General features: G+C 46.2%; 9 protein-coding genes. 6 read left to right on the top strand and 3 right to left on the bottom strand.

From position 1 onward, the window contains the following. Positions 1-168: 168 nt before the first annotated feature. The 3 genes from Q0N89_RS04885 to dusA all read left to right on the top strand — a co-directional run bounded on the left by Q0N89_RS04885 (position 169) and on the right by dusA (position 3,805). Positions 169-1,842: a mechanosensitive ion channel domain-containing protein gene (locus Q0N89_RS04885; protein WP_294034007.1), complete on the top strand. Its 1,674-nt coding sequence runs from the start codon at positions 169-171 to the stop codon at positions 1,840-1,842. 31 nt (positions 1,843-1,873) lie between these two features. Beyond that, positions 1,874-2,680: a TatD family hydrolase gene (locus tag Q0N89_RS04880; protein WP_294034006.1), complete on the top strand. Its 807-nt coding sequence runs from the start codon at positions 1,874-1,876 to the stop codon at positions 2,678-2,680. A gap of 162 nt (positions 2,681-2,842) precedes the next feature. Further along, entirely contained in the window at positions 2,843-3,805 is a 963-nt protein-coding gene (gene dusA / locus Q0N89_RS04875; protein ID WP_294034004.1) for a tRNA dihydrouridine(20/20a) synthase DusA, read from the top strand. Here dusA and Q0N89_RS04870 read toward each other — a convergent pair. Further along, a complete protein-coding gene (locus Q0N89_RS04870) occupies positions 3,785-4,549 on the bottom strand; it encodes a CPBP family intramembrane glutamic endopeptidase (protein WP_294034003.1) in 765 nt (254 codons plus the stop codon). The genes dusA and Q0N89_RS04870 overlap by 21 nt on opposite strands. A 5-nt stretch (positions 4,550-4,554) precedes the next feature. After that, positions 4,555-5,508, bottom strand: a complete 954-nt coding sequence (locus Q0N89_RS04865; RefSeq protein ID WP_294034002.1) for an alpha/beta hydrolase — start codon at positions 5,506-5,508, stop codon at positions 4,555-4,557. Between the two features lie 308 nt (positions 5,509-5,816). On the opposite strand from Q0N89_RS04865, the gene glmM reads away from it, so the two are divergent. Next, positions 5,817-7,172: a phosphoglucosamine mutase gene (glmM, locus tag Q0N89_RS04860; protein ID WP_294034000.1), complete on the top strand. Its 1,356-nt coding sequence runs from the start codon at positions 5,817-5,819 to the stop codon at positions 7,170-7,172. A 56-nt stretch (positions 7,173-7,228) separates the two neighbouring features. On the opposite strand, the gene Q0N89_RS04855 is transcribed toward glmM, so the two are convergent. After that, a complete protein-coding gene (locus Q0N89_RS04855) occupies positions 7,229-7,666 on the bottom strand; it encodes a hypothetical protein (RefSeq protein ID WP_294033999.1) in 438 nt (145 codons plus the stop codon). Between the two features lie 155 nt (positions 7,667-7,821). Between Q0N89_RS04855 and pdxH the strand changes: the two genes are divergently transcribed. Further along, entirely contained in the window at positions 7,822-8,457 is a 636-nt protein-coding gene (pdxH, locus tag Q0N89_RS04850) for a pyridoxamine 5'-phosphate oxidase (RefSeq protein WP_294033998.1), read from the top strand. A gap of 809 nt (positions 8,458-9,266) precedes the next feature. Continuing rightward, positions 9,267-21,054: ESPR-type extended signal peptide-containing protein (locus Q0N89_RS04845; RefSeq protein ID WP_294033997.1), on the top strand; the 11,788-nt coding region annotated here is incomplete at its 3' end.

Genomic DNA, 21,054 nt, shown 5'->3' with positions numbered 1-21,054 from the left:
TTTTTTAACAACTTAGGATTTGATGAAAAATTTTAATCATAGCATGAAATTTATTCAATGATACCAATTTTTCATACAATATTTAGCCATTGGCATATTATGCAGGTGGTTGCAAGCACTGCTTATCAGTTATACAATGGCTTAATTTTTAGTGAATTGGGGAGCGTCATGTCCAATCAATCGCCCGTGATGGCATTTCTTGCCAAGCTTCATCAGCGAGTGCCGATGCTGTGTCGGTGGCTTGTGATGATGCTGTGTAGCTGTGTTTTATTTAGTGTGCCGAGCTATGCCACCACTGCCAAGCTTGGGCTAAAAACCACACAAAGCGAACAGCCTGCCGAAGTGTGGTCGGACAGCTACGGGCGAGATACGCCACGCAGTACGGTGCAGGGCTTGATGTCGGCGTTATCTGGTGAAGATACCGAGCTTGCCAGTCGCTATTTGGATTCGGCGTTTTTGAACAAATCCAAAGTATCCAATGCTGACATCGTGGCGCAGTTCAAGCAAGCGCTGGATACGGGCGGCCGCCTTGAGCCACTGTTACAATTATCCGATGCCAAAGAAGGGGATGTGGGCGATTTGTTACCCCATGACCAAGAAAAAGTCGGCAGCATCCGCATCGCTGATAAGTCGGTGGATGTACTGCTTGTGCGTAAGGTGGACAAAGATGGCAACCGCTATTGGCAGTTTGCCGGTGAGACTTTGGCAAATTTGCCCGATGTGCACAGCACAGGGCGGACTTGGGCGAGTTATTTTGAGATTGAGCAGTTAAAGGGCGTTAAGCTGTTTGATTTTGAGCTCTCAAAAATAGTCGCACTTGCGGTGATGGTGCTACTTAGCCTTGCGGTGGCGTATGCGCTGGTGTGGCTGATTTTTGTCATCAGTCGATGGGCGTTCCCCCGATTGACGGGCAAGCGTTTTGCCATCTCGCCAAATGTCATCATGCCAATCGCCATCATTGTTGTGGCAATGCTATTATCCGAAATCATGCTACGAGCAGGCGTGCCTGTGACCATCCGCACCCCTGTGGCTCGCCTAAAAGAAGTGGTGGCGTGGATTGCGACCACTTGGCTTGCGTTTCGCTTGATTGACGGTGTCTTTCGCCGTGCCGAAGCCAACTCGCTCAAACGCAATCGCCCCGAGCAGGTGTCGCTTTTGGGCTTGTCTCGTAAGCTTGCCAAAGTGTTTATTCTGATTTTGGCGATTATCATCATCTTTGGTAACTTGGGCTTTGATTTGACCACAGGGATTGCGGCGCTTGGGGTGGGTGGTTTGGCATTGGCGTTCGGTGCGCAAAAAACCATCGAAAATCTCATCGGCTCGGTGGTCGTCGTCGCTGACCGTCCTGTTCATGTCGGGGATTATTGTAAATTTGGCACTTATGAAGGCGTGGTGATTGATATTGGCATCCGCTCGACTCGTATCCGCACGCTCAATCGCACCGTCGTCACTGTGCCAAATGGCGAATTTTCTGCCTTGCAGATTGAGAACTTTACCGCAAGAGATATGTTTTATTTTCTGCATAATTTATTTATCAAACGCACCGCAGATTTGGCAGAAGTGGAGCGGATGATTGCAGATTTGCAGGTATTTTTGGCATCGCATAGCCTGACCAATAATGAGTGGAATCAGGTATGGATAAAAGAGCTACGCCAAGACTGCTATGTCATCGAGATGCGTGCTTATATCAATGCAAGTGGGGCGCAGGATTTTTATGCCAAGCAGACCCAGCTTGCGTTAGCGGTGCTCAAATTTTTAGAAAATTATCAAGTGGAGCACGCCTTACCAAGTCAAACTGTGGTGCTAGACGACAAAAACCGCCTAAATCAGGCAGATTCATGATAAAATACGGCATTTTATTAAGAGAACGACTATGTATACCGATTCGCACTGCCACTTAACTTATCTGAAGCTTGATAATCACGACCAGTCGCCACGCCAGCTACTCACTGCCATGCGTGAAGCGAGCGTCAGCCGTGCGATGGCGATTATGTGTAAGTTTGACGAAAACGATGCCATCCGTGCATGGTTGGATTTGGCGATGAGTGATGAGAGCCTGCCTGATATTGGCATGAGTGTGGGGATTCACCCTTGCCAAGATGAAGCGATGCTAAATAATGTGCAGGTGGATGATTTATTGGTGCTTGATACGGATAAGGTGTGGGCATTTGGCGAAACGGGGCTGGATTATTATTGGGATGAAAATAAAAAATCTGCCCAAAAACACAGCTTTGCCACACATATCGCCGCAAGTAAAATAGCCAAAAAACCCATCATCGTGCATACTCGCAGCGCCTATCATGATACTTTAGATGTGCTACACAGTGAGAGCTGTGAGCATGGTATCATTCACTGCTTTACCGAAGATTATGCCTTTGCCAAGCGAGCACTGGATATGGGGCTGTATATCTCACTATCAGGGATAGTAAGTTTTAATAAATCCGAAGCACTGCGTGAAGTCGCCAAACAGCTCCCCTTAGACCGCTTATTGATTGAGACGGACAGCCCGTATCTAGCACCTGTGCCCAAGCGTGGGCGTGATAATGAGCCGACCTATGTGCCGTATGTGGCAGATGCACTCGCCAAAGTCTATGGCATCGATAGCCAAGAGATTGGGCGGATAACCAGTCAGAATTTTGTGAATTTGGTGAATCAATATAAAGTGGTTATTGGTGAGTGATAGGGTATTTGTACTATCAAAAAAATGACCAAAAAATAGTGCAAATATAGTACAACACATATGCACAAAAACACAAGTAACCACAAACAAACACAAGTAAACGCAAGATAGGATTTTTAAATAAGTAGCTGATTTTAATAGAAAAATATGTAAATGACTGATATGATTAAAAATAAGAGAATTAGCCTTGCACCGATGATCGACTGGACGACATCCGATTTTCGTGCGTTTGCCAGATTGTTCAATCCCAATATTCATCTTTATACCGAGATGATCAGCACCAGCGCCACCCTAAAGGGTGATGCTGATCGTGTGCTACGCTTTGATGATACCGAGCATCCTGTGGTGCTACAGCTTGGCGGTTCGGATGCTGATGAGATGGCGCAGGCGGTGCAGATTGCTGATACTAAGGGTTATGATGAATTTAACATCAATGTCGGCTGCCCGTCCGATCGTGTTCAGCACAATAAGATTGGCGCGTGCTTGATGGCAGAGCCACAGACGGTTGCCAAGATGGTGACGGCGATGCAGGCAGTTACCGATAAGGCTGTCACGGTCAAGCATCGCATTGGCATTGATCATCATGACAGCTATGAGTTTATGAAAGACTTCGTTGAGACGGTGGCGGATGCAGGCTGTACACATTTTATTGCTCATGCTCGCATTGCGTGGCTACAGGGTTTATCACCTAAGCAAAACCGTGAAATCCCGCCCCTACGCTATGATGATATCTATCGGCTCAAGCAAGATTTTCCGTCACTAACCATTGAGATTAATGGCGGGATTGATCAGATGGATGCCATTCGTGAGCATCTACAGTATGTCGATGGTGTGATGATTGGGCGTGCGTTTTATCACAATCCTTATCTGATGGCAGAGTGTAATGAGTTGTGGGGATTGCCGATGCCGAGCCGTCGAGAGATTTTTGAAGGGTTGATGGCGTATCTTGCCAAGCGAGCTGACGAAGGCGCAAATCTTGCCACCTTGACACGGCATTATTTGGGCTTATTTCAAGGGCTGACAGGTGCACGAGCATGGCGACAGGCATTGAGCGGTAAGCCATCTTTGATACCGGATGACATCCGCCGTGCAGGTGAGCAGGTGCTAAGCCAAAATCACGAGTAATAACACCAAGCTATTATTGATACTATGAAGTAGCATCGGTGCAAACACCGAGCCTGTACGCACCCGAGCATAGCACAGCCCTAGAGCGATGGCGAACATCATGCCCGTGTCAATCAGATTATACTGAAAATGTAGCAGAGCAAATATCAAGCTACTCATCACACTTGTTAGTATCGTGATATATCGAGCGTTATCAGTGATGACGCCAAAGACATCTTGTCCCAACCGCCAAAACAGCCCACGACAAATCAGCTCTTCATAAATCGGCGCACACACCATCACCATCAAAGCAAATAACCACATCGGCGTGTCATGCCCCATCAAAGCCGTGCTATCGGCTGATGGCGTTGGCGATAGGATATGGCTAAGTAGATTGGCGATAAGGCTTGAGCTTGCAACAATCGCCAAAAATACCCATAAGCACCGCCAAAACTGCCGTCCATCCATCGGCAGTAGTGCCAGATAATCTTGCCACAGTCGCTGTGCCGTCTTGGCATCATTAGTATGTCTTTTTAGGCGAAAATACTGCCAAAAGACAATCAGCCACACCAAGCACACCGCCGTCAGCACCACCGACATGACAAGCAAGGTATTATCCGTCACCCGATGATAAGGCGTAGCATCCGCCAAAGTGCGTAGAATAAGTAGCCAGCCATTTTGTAGGGCGAACATGGTCGCCACCACCATCGCCATCAAGCTTGTGGCGATAGCAGGGCGATAGCGTGGTAAGGTGCTTGCCTGCATGATGGCTATAATTGGCGTAGGATGGTGGCTAAAATTTCATCACTGATGGCATCGGGCCGCTCAAGCGGGAACATATGCTCGCCATCGACATAGCGTACGGTCAGCCCAAATTTGTGCTCGGCATCTTTATACGAGCCGATACGGGTAAAATGACTGTCCTTGCCTGCGATGATGGTCAAGGGACGCTTTGGGCTAATCGACTTATACCAATACAGTGATGGAATGGTACGAAAGATGGCGACTTCGATTGCTTTTGGTATGGCGAGTGTTACTTTGCCATCAGCCGTCGGCACAAAGCCGTGCTGAATATATAGCCTAAAACAACGCTCATCAAACGGGCGAAACAAAGGCTTATCCCGCAGGGCTTGATAGGCATCATCATAGCTATTAAAGGTGTCCTTGCGGTACTTGGATTTGCCAGCAGGCGAGAGCTTATCAATCATACGATTGGCAAGGGCTGGTATTCGATTAAGCTTGCTATCGGCAGTTTTGGCAAGATGCCACATCAGGCTGTTTTTACCCGTCAAGAGTGATGGGTCAAGTAAGATGGCTTGGCTAATCGGCTTGGGATTGGCGAGCAAAGTCTGCATCGTCGTCATCGCCCCGACCGAATGCCCAACCGCCACCACCGTTGGCACACCATGCTTATAACAAGCATCATCAATGCTATCACCGACTTGGCGAGTCAGGCTCTGCCAATGATTATCCACCGGATAATTGGGATGTGTGCCAAGCTTATCAATGCGCTCAATGGTGAAGTATTTTTCTAGTCGCTCAAGTATCGGTAGATAAGTTGGTGATGGCACGCCATTGGCATGGACAAAGTGCAGCACAGGCTTGCCGGTGAGCTTGGATTTGGGCAAGGTGTCCAGCTGTGCCAGTTGTTCGGCGCTGAATTGGATATTGGGTTGCGTGTTGGGTTGGGCGTTGGCTTGGATATTGGGCTGTGCGGTTGTCATTAGGGCGTCCATTTTTTTATTTGATAAATGCCTTAGCATACCCAATTATCACCGATTTTACCAGTAAAAAAATCATGACCTATGAGTGTTGATAAATGTGCAAAATTTATACCAAATTTACACAGCAGCAACTCATCAAATCGGATGGGGTGTGCTATAATTTGTCAAATTTTTCAGCTGTACAAATATTGTACAAACCATAGCCAAGCAGATGCCAAAATGACGCATCAAAGCGACGGCGGTGAGTTTGAAATTATATTAATTGATATCACTAATTAGCCACTTAAGAATAAGTGTAAGGAATGACGATGAGCTATTTTGGTACTGATGGGATTCGTGGGCAGTTTGGGACATTTCCGATTACCCCTGATTTTTTACTGCGTTTGGGCTTTGGGGCAGGTCGTGTGTTGGTCGCCCAAAATCCAAGCAAACGCCCAAGCGTCTTGATTGGCAAGGATACACGCTTGTCAGGCTATGTGATCGAAGCGGCACTACAGGCAGGCTTTAACGCGGCAGGTGTCGATGTCTATATGCTTGGCCCATTGCCGACGCCTGCGATTGCGCATTTGGTCAAAAGCTTCCATGCCGACATGGGTGTGGTGATTTCGGCAAGTCACAACCCGTATCAGGATAATGGCGTCAAATTCTTCTCACACGAAGGCAAAAAAATCTCCGATGAGATCCAAGACGCCATCAATGTCGAGCTGGATGCACTGGTCGGTGATACCGATGCACGCTTGGCACGCCTAGCAGGCATCAAGGCAGACAGCATCGGCAAAAACCACCGTGTCGATGATGCCAAGGGTCGCTATATCGAATACTGCAAAGGCAGCTTCCCGTATCATTATAGCCTATCAAACTTAACCATCGTCGTGGACTGTGCCAATGGCGCAGGGCATAGCGTCGCCCCACGAGTACTAAAAGAGCTCGGTGCCAAAGTCATCGCCATCCACAATACACCAGATGGCATCAATATCAATGACAACTGCGGTTCAACGCACCCAGAAGTGCTACAAGCTGCCGTGCGTGAACATGGTGCTGATGTCGGTATCGCCCTAGATGGTGATGGCGACCGCATTATCATGACGGATGAATATGGCAATATCGTCGATGGTGATAGCATCCTGTATGTGCTTGCCAAGCACCTACAGCCTGCAGGCGTGGTCGGCACACTGATGAGTAATGTGGCGCTTGAGTTGGCTTTAGCAGAGCGTGGCATCGAGTTTCACCGTGCTAAGGTCGGCGATCGCTATGTGATGCAAGACCTAGAAACTCGTGGCTGGACAATCGGCGGTGAGCCATCAGGCCATATCCTATGCTTAGATAAGAGCCGTACGGGGGATGCCATCGTTGCAGGCTTACAAGTGTTGTCATGCATGGCAGAGACGGGCAAAAAGCTGTCAGAGCTAACACAAGGCTACACACCATTTCCACAGACCTTGATCAATGTTCGCCTATCGCAGATGAGCGATCCGTATGCCAATGATGAGCTATCGGCTATCTTTGCTCAAGCCGAGAGCGAGCTGACGGGCAAGGGTCGCCTATTGATTCGCAAATCAGGCACTGAACCTGTCATCCGTGTGATGGTCGAGCACCAAGACGCTGAGACTTGCCAAGCGATGGCGCAGAATCTTGCGGATCATGTCAAGCGAGTGCTGGCGTGATTACTGACAAATCAGCGATGTCCATACCCGATGCCAAATCTTAGGATTTGGCATTTTTATTTGGCTGATTGTGTTAATGCAGGTAGTTCGAATCGCTGTTCTTTGAGCACAGCATCAATTTGTGCACTGCTAATACCTGCTTGTTGCATGGTGATTTTTAGTTGCTCAAGACGAGCCAAAAATGCTTGCTTGGCATGATAGACACCATCAGCGATAAACTGTGCATCCAAATCGCTCTCTATGCGATAAAATTTGATGTTTGAGACACAGCCATAGAACCAATCAAGTTTTGCTGTCAGCTCTTGGACAGCAATCGTCCCATGTGCTTCACTGACACCGTCAGCACCCAGATATACACTACCTTGAATATTGGCAAAGCCGTGTTTGGCTAAGATGGCTTTGATGTCTGCATAGGCATTTTGCCAACTTTTGCTTGGATAATTATCCTTTAGGCAGTTGGTATCCATATCAAAGGTGATTAGATAACGGCTCATAGTATGCGTGGGAGTTGTGAGTGATATGCTATTTTACTACAGCTTGACAGAATTTACATCATACAATGGTTGATAAATTCCCCACCATTTATAAGGGAATCGGTGTATAATAAACCATCTTGTAACCCAATCATCATCAGAACAAGGGGAATCCCATGGATCTAACCGACCACAGACAATCGTACGAAAAACACACGCTGCCCGATACAGGTCTGCCGACGACGCCGTTTGAGCTATTTCGCACATGGTTTGATGAAGCGGTGGCGGCAGAACTGCCCGAGCCTTATGCAATGAGCCTTGCCACTTGTGGTGCAGACGGTCGCCCAAGCGTACGCATCGTGCTGATGCGTGAGCTCACCGAGCGTGGCGTGGTGTTCTACACCAATTACGACAGTGCAAAAGGTCAGGATATCGCTGACAATCCCAATGCCGAAGTGCTGTTTTTTTGGCAGGGACTAGAGCGTCAGGTGCGCCTATCGGGTCGCATTGAGAAGGTAAGTGCCGAAAAATCCGCCGCCTATTTCGCCAAGCGTCCCCGTGAAAGCCAGCTTGGTGCATGGGTGAGCGAGCCCCAAAGCGGTGTCGTGGCAAATCGTGCCATCATCGAAGAAAAATTCGCCATCTTGGATGCGACGCATAGTGACACCGTGCCATATCCGAGCTTTTGGGGTGGGTATGAGCTGATTGTGGACTGCGCAGAGTTTTGGCAGGGGCGTGTCGGTCGGATGCATGACCGTATGCGCTATACCGCTGATGGCGATGCGTGGCGTGTGGAGCGGTTGTTGCCTTGATGGTGGACTACTGACTCTTTATCCCTACTGAATAATTCGGTGGGGATTTTTTTGTGTCTAGCGAGTGTCCATCAGCAGGCTTCAGACGATATTTTTGCCAATTAAATTATCAAAATGGATAAAAAACAAGCAATTGGTTAATATTTGTACAAACAATCCGTTATAGCCAAATTTTTTTTAAATACTCATATTTAGCTATTGTTTCTATGTACCAACTTGCAACACAGCTTAATAATATATCGTTTAAAAGTATGTGCTTAATGAATTATTTACATGCTAAAATATAAAAAAAATTCATCATTATTAAAAATATTTAAAGTTATTAAGTAATGTATTTATAATAGATAACCTATAACAATAAAAAATTACTTATAAAACAATATCTTGCTAATTTACACATATTTTAATCAATATTTCCAATTATTAAATAATCTACTACATTAAATTACAATAAATTACATATTGTTTATAAGGATAATAATATTTTATATTTTATATAATTTAGTAAAGTTAACTAATAATGAAATATAATTTCTGTGAACTATATTTGTAACTCATTGATATATATGATTATTATAAAATTGGAAAAACTGGTATGATGGAGTGATTTTTGGATTTTGGCAGGGGGGGGGTATGGATTTATGAGGCTTTTATTGCTACAATGTCAAAGTTTATGGTATTTATGCACAAACTATTTGTAACAAAAGTTGCTGTGGTTGGTGTATAAAATTGATAAACTGCCAGCTGATTGTAGTGGCTAAAACTTAACTATTTTGTTGTATTGTTCATTTATCATTAAAAGGTAAGATATGAATAAGGTTTATAAGGTTATTTGGAACCATGCAACCCAAACATGGGTGGCTGTGTCTGAAATTGCTCAAGCTAGGGGCAAAACGTCGTCTAAAACAGACAAGCGTGCAAAATTATCAAAGGCCGCTGCCGTAGTATCATTGGCAGTCGCAGGGAGTGCAGTGATTGGTGGGCAGGCATTAGCTGCGGAAGTTGCATATACGCCAGTATACGGCACAATTGATAATAAGTGGTCTATTAAAGGAACTGCTATTGGTTCAGGCTCTAAATCTATAGGTGAAAGTACGGTTGCTTATGGTACGAACGCACAGACGCTAAAATTGTCAGCTGTTGGTACTAGTCCAGTTGCGGCAGAGTTGGTACCGGGTGGTGCAACAAGTATTCAAAGTGAAGACAGTATTGAAAAAAGCTCTTCTGTCTTAGGTGCAGAAGCTAGAACATATGGACAGCAAGCAACAGCAGTAGGTAATTCAGCTGAGGCGGTGATTTTCTCAACTGCTGTAGGTCAAAATGCTAAAGCAATGCAGCATGCTTCGGTTGCGACAGGTCAGGACGCTAAAGCAACGGGAAAATGGTCAACCGCTACTGGTGTGCAAGCTAAAGCCTTAGCCGAATACTCAAATGCTATCGGTGGTAAGGCTGAGGCGAGAAGTTGGGGTTCAACAGCGGTTGGTAAAGAAACCATCGTTACAGGCGATGAAGGTACGGCAGTTGGTTATCATGCCGATGTCACAGGTCGTGACGGTACGGCTTCGGGTGCTCAATCTTTGGCAGGTGAAAAAGCCACAGCAACAGGTGCACAAGCCAAAGCAGAAGGTAATCGTGCGACCGCATCAGGTTTTAAATCAAATGCATCAGGTGCCAACTCAGTCGCATCTGGTGTCAACTCAACAGCTAATGCATCAGGTGCTATCGCTATCGGTGATAGCTCAGGTGCTGTCGCAGAAGATGCGATTGCTATCGGTCACGGTGCAGCATCAGGTGGCGTAAGCTCAACGGCTATCGGTGATGGCACTCAGATTCTACCAGGTGCGGTCAATTCTACCGCTATCGGTACAGCATCTAGCATCCAAGGCACATCAACCAATGCGTATTCACTCGGTACGAAAAACTCTATCGGTGCGTCTAATGTTGCGGTCGTGGGTAACAACAACACCATCACTCCAAGTGCAAGCAACACAATGGTGCTAGGTAACAACGTTACCGCAACCAAGCCAAATAGCGTCATCTTGGGCGAAGGCAGTACTGACCGAGATTATACGCAAGTCACATGTGTTACCATTCCAAATATCGCTGATGGCACGTCTATCGTTTATGATGGATTCAATGGTACAGCGACAGGTATTGTGAGTATCGGTAGCAAGGGCAAAGAGCGTCAGCTGACCAATGTCGCCCCTGGTGAGATCTCTGCGACATCGACCGATACTATCAACGGTTCACAGCTATATGCAGTGGCGTATAAGCTTGGTGAGCAAGTACAAAATATCTATTTCCATACCAATATCAATGAAACCAACCAAGGCGCTGGCGACCCTGCGACCAACAAAGGTCGTATCATGGACAAAGCAGGTGCGACGGGTGCGTTTTCTATCACTGCGGGTGTAGAAGCCAAAGCCATTTCTCAATACGGTATTGCAATTGGTAAAAACTCAAACTCAACGGGTTCTGCCGTTGTGATTGGTGCAAATGCCGCTGCAACAGGTTTGGCAGATGATGCCAATACACCAAATAGAGAAGATGCTCAGCAAGGTGCAAATGGTGCAGTGGCAATTGGTGAGAATGCTCGCGCAAGTGCAGCTAGTGGATCTCAACCAGCCTCTATCGCTATTGGTCAAAACGCAACAGCGGCAGGTGTGAGAGTTTCTAACACTACCATGCGTAATGGCGAAGAAGTTGATCTTGGTACAGCGATTGCAATCGGTGCGAAGGCAACAGCCAAAGATGCGAGTGTGGCAATCGGTCAAGCAGCAGATGCAGGTCTGTCGCAATTTGCTACGGCAGTGGGTGTGAATAGCCGTGCATTAGGCGATCGTTCTAGCGCCTATGGTGTGAGTTCAATTGCTAATGGACAAAAGAGTGTTGCTTTAGGTTTTGAAGCCAAGGCTAGTAAGGATAATGACCTTGCCGTTGGTGGTGATGCTAAAGCATCAGGCGGTAATTCAGCGGCCATCGGCCCAAATGCGAGCGCGAGTGGAGATACATCGCTTGCGGTTGGCTATACTGCCAATGCAACGGGCAAAAATGCTGTAGCTCTTGGTCGTGAATCGGGAGCAACGGGTATTCAAGCGGCGGCATTAACAACTTTTGCCAAAGCACATGGTAAGGATTCTATCGCTGCAGGCGTGAGTGCAACCACGTCAGCAGATGCACTTCGAGGTGTTGCGATTGCACGTCAATCGAGCGTTACGGCAGAGGATGGTATTGCTGTGGGCTATACTGCCAAAGTGTCTGGCACTGAATCTATCGCCATCGGTAAAAGCTCAAATGTCACAGGTAATCAGTCTATCGCAGTCGGTGTTGGCCACACCGTCGAAGCCGATAACGCTGGTGCGTTCGGTGACCCATCACATCTAACCGCAGAAGCGATTGGCTCTTATGCTGTCGGTAATAACAATACCATTACATCGGCTAATACCTTTGTACTAGGTAGCGGTATCGGACGTAGCTCGACCGATTTGGCGGCTGAGTCTGGCGAAGGCACGGTAGCCAACTCTGTCTATCTGGGTAATGAATCAGAAGTTACTCGTGGTGTAGGTCTTGTCGATGGCAACGGCGTTGGTTCGCTTAAGACATGGAATAAAGACCAGCGAAGTGGCACCACCGCGACAACCGCAGGTGCTAGTGGCACTGTCTCGACAGCAAAAGTTGGCGGTATAACCTATGGCTCTACTGAAGTGGGCGGTCAAGCCTTTGCAGGTGCGACATCTACTGGTGCAGTCTCTGTCGGCTCATCAGGTGAAGAACGTCGTATCCAAAACGTCGCCGCTGGTGAAATCTCAAAAACATCAACAGATGCTATCAACGGCTCACAGCTGTATGCTGTCGCACACCAAGCATCTAAGCCGATCACCTTTAAGGCCAATAGCAACAGAGATACCCTAAATACCACTATGAACTTCCCTAGTGATAATGGCTTAGAGCGTATCTTGGGCGATGAGATTGTTATCAAGGGTGCGAATGGAAACATACAAAACTTGTCTCGTAACTCTGATGCAGCAACCGCTGGTGCCTACAGTGCGCGTAACGTCCAAACGGTAGTCGATAATCAAGGCGTACAAATCCAAATCGCCACTAACCCAATCTTTGATAGCGTACAGTTTGTTAGCAGTAGCGGACCGAAAATCACTAATGATGGAGGTACTAACATCAAAGTCGCAAAAGCGGATGGATCAGCGACAAGAATTACCAATGTTGCTAACGGCACCGAACCAAATGATGCAGTGAATCTATCACAGCTGAATGCAACGCGTGTATCTGTCGTGGCTGGTAATAACACCTATGTCACTGAAAAACCATCGGCTGATGGCAAGACCTATAAGATTGACGCAGAAAAAACTGTCGTCACCACTGGTACAGGTCTAACTGTTAGTACATCAGGGGGAGATAGTGCAAACAACGTCACCACTTACAATGTTGAGCTAGATCAAGCAACCAAAGATCAACTTGCTAAAGAAGAGACGGTTATCGCAGGTGACTCAGGTCTTGTGACTGTTGACAACACCGCACAAAACACCTCGGGCGGTAAAGAGTTTAAGGTTGATATTGCCAAAGGCACATTCAATGGTGTAACAACAGCAGGTAAACTAAACGCAGACGGTACCACAGCAGGTGTGGCAACTGTTGGTGATGTAATCACAGCAGTTAATTCAGGCTTCTTCACTGTCAATGCTAATGGCTCAAAAGCAGCTGACATTAAGTTTGGTGATACGCTTAACTTTGCCAACGGCACAGGCACAACCGCTGTAGTTAAAGACGGTGGTGTGGCTTATAACACCAATGTTGATGGCACAACCATTGTTGTTGATGGTGCAACCAACAGCCTAAAAGTTAATACTGATGCTTTGCCAAAAACTGTGGTCGCTCAAGGCAACAACACAGTTGTTTCAAGTAATACTATTGGCACAACCACCACTTATACAGTAGATGCAGAAAAAACCACTGTATCAAAAGCAGCGACTTCACCAATCACAGTCACCGAAGGTGCTAAATCAGCAACAGGCGTGACGAATTATGAAGTCGGTCTAAGCATTGATGACACAACACTTGAAGTGGTTGATGGCAAGCTAAAAGCTAAAGCAGTCGAAAAAGTCGTCCTAGATGACACAGTTGCTGACAACATTGCAACCGTGAACACCCAGTCAGGTAAAGTTGCTGGTGAAGCAGGCGAAACCTATAAAGTCGGTGTATCTAAAGCAGCAGTCAAGACAGCTGCCAAAGAAGCAATCAATGTCACAGGTACAGCTCCAATTGCTGTAACTAAGACAGATGAGAATGGTGTAGATACCTATAATGTCACCTTTGATGGCACAAAAGCAGCAGAATCTATTCCATTAACTTATAAAGCTAATGGTGGAAATGCACAAACCGTTAACCTAAACAAAGGCCTAAACTTCACCAATGGTGACAAAACTGTCGCAACCGTTGGTACAGATGGTAAAGTTGTCTTTGATCTAAGCGATGATGCAAAAGCAGAACTTGCCAAAGTCGAAACCGTTGTTGCTGGTGACTCAGGTCTTGTGACTGTTGACAACACCGCACAAAACACCTCGGGCGGTAAAGAGTTTAAGGTTGATATTGCCAAAGGCACATTCAACAACCCAAGCACAACAGGTGAATTAGCAGCAGGTAACACTGGTGTTGCAACTGTCGCTGATGTTGTTGAAGCAGTGAATAAAGGCTTCTTGACCACAAAAGTTGGTGGCAACCAAGTTGAACAAGTCGGCTTTGGTGACGACATCAACTTCGTTAACGGTACAGGCACAACAGCAAGAATCGTTGACGGAGCAAATGGTGACAAAGGCATCACCTTTGATGTCAAAACTGATGGCACAACCATCAAGATTGATGACAACGGTAACCTAACTGTAAACACTGATAACCTACCAAAAACCAAACTGGTTGATGGTAAAAACACTACAGTACAAGGCGATGGTACGGAAGCAAATCCATACAAAGTGGATGCAACCAAAACCACAGTGACCGCAGCTACTGGTGGTAAAGTGGAAATCACTGGTGGTACTGAAGACCAAAACGGTGTGATTAACTACACAGTTGGCTTGGATGCAGCAACGAAGAATATCATCGACAATGCTGTAGTAGATGTTGTTGATACCGATACCGTTGATTTGACCAAAACAGCGGATAACAAAATCCAAGCAGATGTGAAAACAACGACGTTGACAGCTGTAGCAGCAGGTCTAGACAAAGCAGGTCAAGTGAATGCACCATCAGCAGATGATGCGAAAAAACTGGTGAATGCACAAGACTTGGCAACAGTGATCAATAACTCAGGCTGGAATGTCAAAGGTGATGTGGTTGATGGTGGTGTAGCCAAAGGTACACACGCAACTACCTTGATCAACCCAGGTGAAACTGTCACCTTGCGTGCAGGTAAGAACTTGGCACTAGATCAAGCAACCGATGTATTCACCTATTCATTGCAAGATGATATTTCACTCAACAGTGTCACTACCGTTGATCTGACCGCAACTGGCGCAACCACAGTCAATGACTTTACTGTTGCTCCAAATTCAGCAGTGGATATGGGTAACAATACCCTGACAAATGTAGGCTCAGGCGGTGATACAGATAGCAACGGTGCAAACATTGGTGACATCAAGCGTATCGCAGCTCAATCAGTCGAAAAAGTCGTCCTAGATGACACAGTTGCTGACAACATTGCAACCGTGAACACCCAGTCAGGTAAAGTTGCTGGTGAAGCAGGCGAAACCTATAAAGTCGGTGTATCTAAAGCAGCAGTCAAAACAGCTGCTCAAGAAGCAATTGATGTTGTTGGTGATGGCAAAGCAATTACCGTAACCAATGCAACTGCGAACGGTGTAGAAACCTTCACAGTAAACTACAATGGTGCAGAAGCAGCAAAAACTACACCATTAACTTACAAAGCCAATGGTGCAAATGCACAAACCGTTAACCTAAGCGAAGGCTTAAACTTCACCAATGGTGACAAAACTGTCGCAACCGTTGGTGCAGATGGCAAAGTTGTCTTTGATCTAAGCGATGATGCTAAAGCAGAGCTTGCCAAAGTTGAAACCGTTGTTGCTGGTGACTCAGGTCTTGTGACTGTTGACAACACCGCACAAAACACCTCAGGCGGTAAAGAGTTTAAGGTTGATATTACCAAAGGCACATTCAATGCACAAACCAATAACGGTGCATTGGGCGATGTTACAAATACCAATGGTGTAGCAACCGTTGCTGATGTCGTCTCTGCGGTCAATACAGGCTACTGGACAGCGAACGTAGATGGTTCAACCAAAGTTGCTGATGTGAACTTTGGGGATAGTCTCAACTTCGTAGACGGTACAGCGACAGACGCGGTACTTAAAGACGGTGGTGTAAGCTTCAACGTCAAAACTGACGGCACAACCATTAAAGTTGTAGATGGCAACTTGACAGTGAATACTGATGGTCTTGCTAGCACAGAAGTGGTATCAGGTAAAAACACCACAGTGACCCCAACTAAAGATGGTAACAAAACCACTTATAAGGTTGATGCAACCAAAACAACAGTGACCGCAGCTACTGATGGTAAAGTGGAAATCACTGGTGGTACAGAAGATGCTAATGGTGTGATTAACTATACCGTTGGTTTGGATGATGCAACCAAGACAGTAATTAATAATGCTGTGACTGAAGTTCAAGATAGTGATAGCATTGACTTCACCAAAACAGGCAATACCATCACCGCAACAGTAAATACGGGTACTTCAACCGTGGTTGCAGGTCAAGCAGTTACTACTGAAGGCAATAAAGTCGCCACTGTTGGTGACATTGTTAAGACAATTAATAATGTCTCATGGAAAGTTGCTTCTATCGCTGATGGTGGTGAGAATAGCTATACAACAGCGGATTCATCGAACATCACTGCTGGCGATACGCTAAACATCGATGCAGGTAAAAACATCAAGATCTCTGGTAGTGGCAATAAGCTAAATATCGCCACAAAAGACGATGTGACCTTTAACAACATCACCACAAGCAACCTAACAGCTACAGGTGATACAGTTGTGAAGAACTTCACTATCAAGCCAAATTCAGCAGTGGATATGGGTGGCAATACCCTGACAAATGTAGGCTCAGGCGGTGATACAGATAGCAACGGTGCAAACATCGGTGACATCAAGCGTATCGCAGCCAAATCAGTCGAAAAAGTCGTCCTAGATGACGCAGTGGCTGACAACATTGCAACCGTTAGCACTGAGTCGGGTGCTGCTGCAGGCAATGCAGGTGAAACTTATAAAGTTGGTGTATCTAAAGCAGCAGTCAAAACAGCTGCCAAAGAAGCAATCAATGTCACAGGTACAGCTCCAATTGCTGTAACTAAGACAGATGAGAATGGTGTAGATACCTATAACGTCACCTTTGATGGCACTAAGGCTGCAGAATCTATTCCATTAACTTACAAAGCTAATGGTGGAAATGCACAAACCGTTAACCTAAACAAAGGTCTAGACTTCACTAATGGTGACAAAACTGTCGCAACCGTTGGTGCTGATGGCAAAGTCGTCTTTGATCTAAGCGATGCAGCCAAAGAACAGCTTGCTAAAGAAGAGTCTGTATCTACTGGTACCCCAGACTTGCTAACGGTCACTAAAGATAAGTTGAATGACACCAAAGGTCAAAACTACAATGTTGATGTGAAAAAAGGCACATTCAATGCACAAACCAATAACGGTGCATTGGGCGATGTTACAAATACCAATGGTGTAGCAACCGTTGCTGATGTCGTCTCTGCGGTCAATACAGGCTACTGGACAGCGAACGTAGATGGTTCAACCAAAGTTGCTGATGTGAACTTTGGGGATAGTCTCAACTTCGTAGACGGTACAGCGACAGACGCGGTACTTAAAGACGGTGGTGTAAGCTTCAACGTCAAAACTGACGGCACAACCATTAAAGTTGTAGATGGCAACTTGACAGTGAATACTGATGGCTTACCGAAGACTGTTGTGGCTGAAGGTAGCAATGTTAAAGTCAAAGCTGATACACAAGGCACAACCACAACGTATACCGTACACGCGGATAAATCAGTCGTTGCTCCAGCAACAGGTACAACAAGTGTGACTGTGACGCCATCAGAACAGGTAGATCAAACAACAGGCTCTAAGACAACAACTTATAACGTTGATTTAAGTGCAGAAACCAAAGCACAAATCGCTAAAGTGGAAACTGTTGTTGCAGGTGACTCAGGACTAGTGACTGTTGACAACACCGCACAAAACAAATCAGGTGGTACAGAGTTTAAGGTTGATATTGCTAAAGGCACATTCAACAACCCAAGCGCAACAGGTGAATTGGCAGCAGGTAACACTGGTGTTGCAACTGTCGCTGATGTCGTTGAAGCAGTGAATAAAGGCTTCTTAACCACAAAAGTTAATGGTACTCAAGTTGAGCAAGTCGGCTTTGGTGACGACATCAACTTTGTTGATGGCAAAGGCACAACGGCACGAATTTCAGGTCAAGACATTACTTATGATGTAAACCTGATCTCAAGCGATAACTCTATCAGTATCACAGATGGTGCAAAAGGTGCAAAAGACTTAACAGTCAACACAGGCACATCAACAGTGGGTGGTGATGGCAAAGCAATCACAACTGATACGGATGAGGTAGCAAACCTAGGCGATGTGGTTAATACTATTAACAATGTGTCTTGGTCTGTAAACTCAGTGGCTGCAGGTGGTGAAAATACTTACAAAGCAACTGATGCTTCTAAGATCAGTGCTGGTGATAAGTTAAACATCAACGCAGGTAAAAACATTGCAATCAGTGGTGAGGGCGATACCCTAAATATCGCGACGGCTGAAAACGTCACCTTTAACAACATCACTGCAAACAACCTAACTGTAGGTCCTGTCACCATCAACAAAGATGGCATCAATGCAGGTAATACGAAGATTACCAACGTCGCTAACGGCACCAACGCAAATGATGCTGTTAACCTAAGCCAGCTAAATGCTTCTACAGCAGCCAATGCTTGGAAAATCACTGGCAATAATGACAATACCAATGCAACTACAGTGGGCAACCAAACGGTCAGCTTCAACAATGGTACAGGTACAACTGCAGTAGTTGATGGTACTAATGTGACTTACAACATCAACACCGACGGCACAACTGTTAAAGTCGGCACTGATGGTAACTTGACTGTCGTGACTGGTGGCTTAACCACCACTGACGGTGCAGTCTCACTACCAACAGGTGATGCAGGTACAAGCCTAGTGAACCAAACCACTGTGATGAATGCTGTCAACCAATCAGGTTGGAAATTAGCAGCAGATGGCACAGCAGGTACTGAGCTAATCAACCCAAGCGAAACAGTGACTTTCATCGCAGGTACTAACCTAGAAGTGACTCGTGACGGTGCAAATATCACCTATAAGACCGCTGATAATGTATCGTTCAACAACATCACTGCATCAAACCTAACTGTAGGTCCTGTCACCATCACGAACGATGGCATCGATGCAGGTAACACCACCATCACCAATGTTGCTCCAGGCACCAATGGTACAGATGCAGTGAACCTAAGCCAGCTGAATGCTTCTACAGCAGCCAATGCTTGGAAAATCACTGGCAACAACAATGCAGCTACTGCAACCACAGTGGGCAACCAAACTGTCAGCTTCAACAATGGTGCAGGTACCACAGCAGTGGTTAATGGCACCAATGTCACTTACAACATCAACACAGATGGCACAACGGTTAAAGTGGGTGATAATGGCAATCTAACTGTAGTCACTGGCAATACTACCGTCACTGATGGTAAAGCAGGTGTAGCGACTGACAGCAAAGTCTCTGATGTTGCGACGATTGGTGATATTGTCAATACGATCAACAATGTTTCTTGGAATGTATTCCAAGATAGCACTGCACAGACCGATCCGACCAAGCGTGATGCGGTGACTGCAGGGGATAATATTGTCTTTAAAGCAGGCACGAACACGACTGTGAATGTCAGCTCAAATGGCAAAACAACCGACATCACCTATGATGTTGATTTCTCAAAAATCCCAACCACTGAGCTGGTCGTAGATGCAGGTAAGGTACAGTTGCCAAATACTGTCGAAGGTGCGAAGTTTGTCAATGCGACAAACATCACCAATGCCATCAACAACTCTGGTTGGAAAACTGTCCTGACTAATGGCAATACAGAAATCATCAATCCAGGTGATACAGTAAACTATGTCAATGGCACAGGCACCGCAGCAAATGTGACCAAAGTTGGTGATGTGGTGAATGTCGCTTATGATGTCAAAGTTGATGGCACAACCATCAAAGTTGGTCAAGATGGTAACTTGACAGTAGATGTCAATTCACTGCCAAGCACCAAGCTTGCAAACAGCACTACCACTGTCGTGACAGGTGCAGGTACTACCGCTGATCCATATAAAGTGAATGTGGTAACCGGTGGTACGACTGTGAACTCAAATGGTACAGTGGCAATCGCAGGTGGCGCAAACACGACTGATGTAGCGACTATCGGTGACATCACAAGCACCATCAACAAAGGCTTCTGGACGACCAAGGTCAATGGTACGAATGTCGATCAAGTGAACTTCGGTGACGCAGTGAACTTCGTCAATGGCACAGGTACAGTGGCTCGTGCAAACGGTACGAACATCACCTTTGATGTGAATCTGAAGTCTGATGATGGCAGTGTGGTGATTACCAACAATACTGATGGCTCGCTAAACCTAGCGGTGAATGTCAGCAGCTTGCCAACGACGAAGTTGGTGAATGGTAATAACACCGTTGTGACAGGCACAGGTACTACAGCAGACCCATATAAGGTGAATGTGGAAGGTGATCTGACCAATATCACTTCGATTGCTAATGGCGACACCAAGATCACACTGGGTGATAATGTGGTCAATGTGGGCGGTGCTCAGATCACTGGCGTTGCCAATGGCACCAAACCAACTGACGCAGTGAATCTACAACAGCTAAATGCCGCCAAGACTGAAGTCAAAGCTGGTAATAATGTCAATGTCACTTCAGCAACAGGCTCAGCAGGTCAGACGATCTACACGGTCAATGCTGAGAAGAGCACAGTGACTGCTGCTGATGGCTCACCAATCACCGTAGCATCAACCACTAATGCAACAACTGGCGTGACTGACTACAAAGTCGGCGTGGCTGTTGATGGTGATACGATTACTATCAAAGATGGTAAGCTAGTATCTGTTGCAGGTGAAGCGAACAAGGTTCGTGAAACTGTTGTCGCAGGCAGCACCAATGTCGTCGTCAAAGATGACAAGACCAATGCCACAGGTGGCAAAGAGTTCACCGTTGATCTTGCCAAAGACATCACTGTAGATTCTGTCACTGCCAACACCGTGAATGTCGGCCCTGTAACCATGACTGGCAACACTGCCGAAGATGGCGTGAGCGAGCTAAGCGTCGGTAGCCCGACAGCACCAAGCCGCATCACCAATGTCGCACCAGGTGTCAAAGGCACAGATGCAGTGAATGTGAATCAGCTTCAAGGTGCTGTGACCAACATCAACAACCGCATTAATGGTCTAGAAGACGATATGGAAG

This window comes from uncultured Moraxella sp. (assembly GCF_945873075.1).
Taxonomy (GTDB): domain Bacteria; phylum Pseudomonadota; class Gammaproteobacteria; order Pseudomonadales; family Moraxellaceae; genus Moraxella.
The sequence above is the reverse complement of the archived record's forward strand: the minus strand, read 5'-3'. Positions and strand labels throughout refer to the sequence as shown.

Excerpts from the sequence above, each read along its gene's own strand:
- Q0N89_RS04885 (WP_294034007.1), top strand. The coding sequence starts at position 169 with ATGTCCAATCAATCGCCCGTGATGGCATTTCTTGCCAAGCTTCATCAG.
- Q0N89_RS04855 (WP_294033999.1), bottom strand. The coding sequence starts at position 7,666 with ATGAGCCGTTATCTAATCACCTTTGATATGGATACCAACTGCCTAAAG.
- Q0N89_RS04865 (WP_294034002.1), bottom strand. The coding sequence starts at position 5,508 with ATGACAACCGCACAGCCCAATATCCAAGCCAACGCCCAACCCAACACG.
- pdxH (WP_294033998.1), top strand. The coding sequence starts at position 7,822 with ATGGATCTAACCGACCACAGACAATCGTACGAAAAACACACGCTGCCC.
- dusA (WP_294034004.1), top strand. The coding sequence starts at position 2,843 with ATGATTAAAAATAAGAGAATTAGCCTTGCACCGATGATCGACTGGACG.
- Q0N89_RS04870 (WP_294034003.1), bottom strand. The coding sequence starts at position 4,549 with ATGCAGGCAAGCACCTTACCACGCTATCGCCCTGCTATCGCCACAAGC.
- Q0N89_RS04880 (WP_294034006.1), top strand. The coding sequence starts at position 1,874 with ATGTATACCGATTCGCACTGCCACTTAACTTATCTGAAGCTTGATAAT.
- glmM (WP_294034000.1), top strand. The coding sequence starts at position 5,817 with ATGAGCTATTTTGGTACTGATGGGATTCGTGGGCAGTTTGGGACATTT.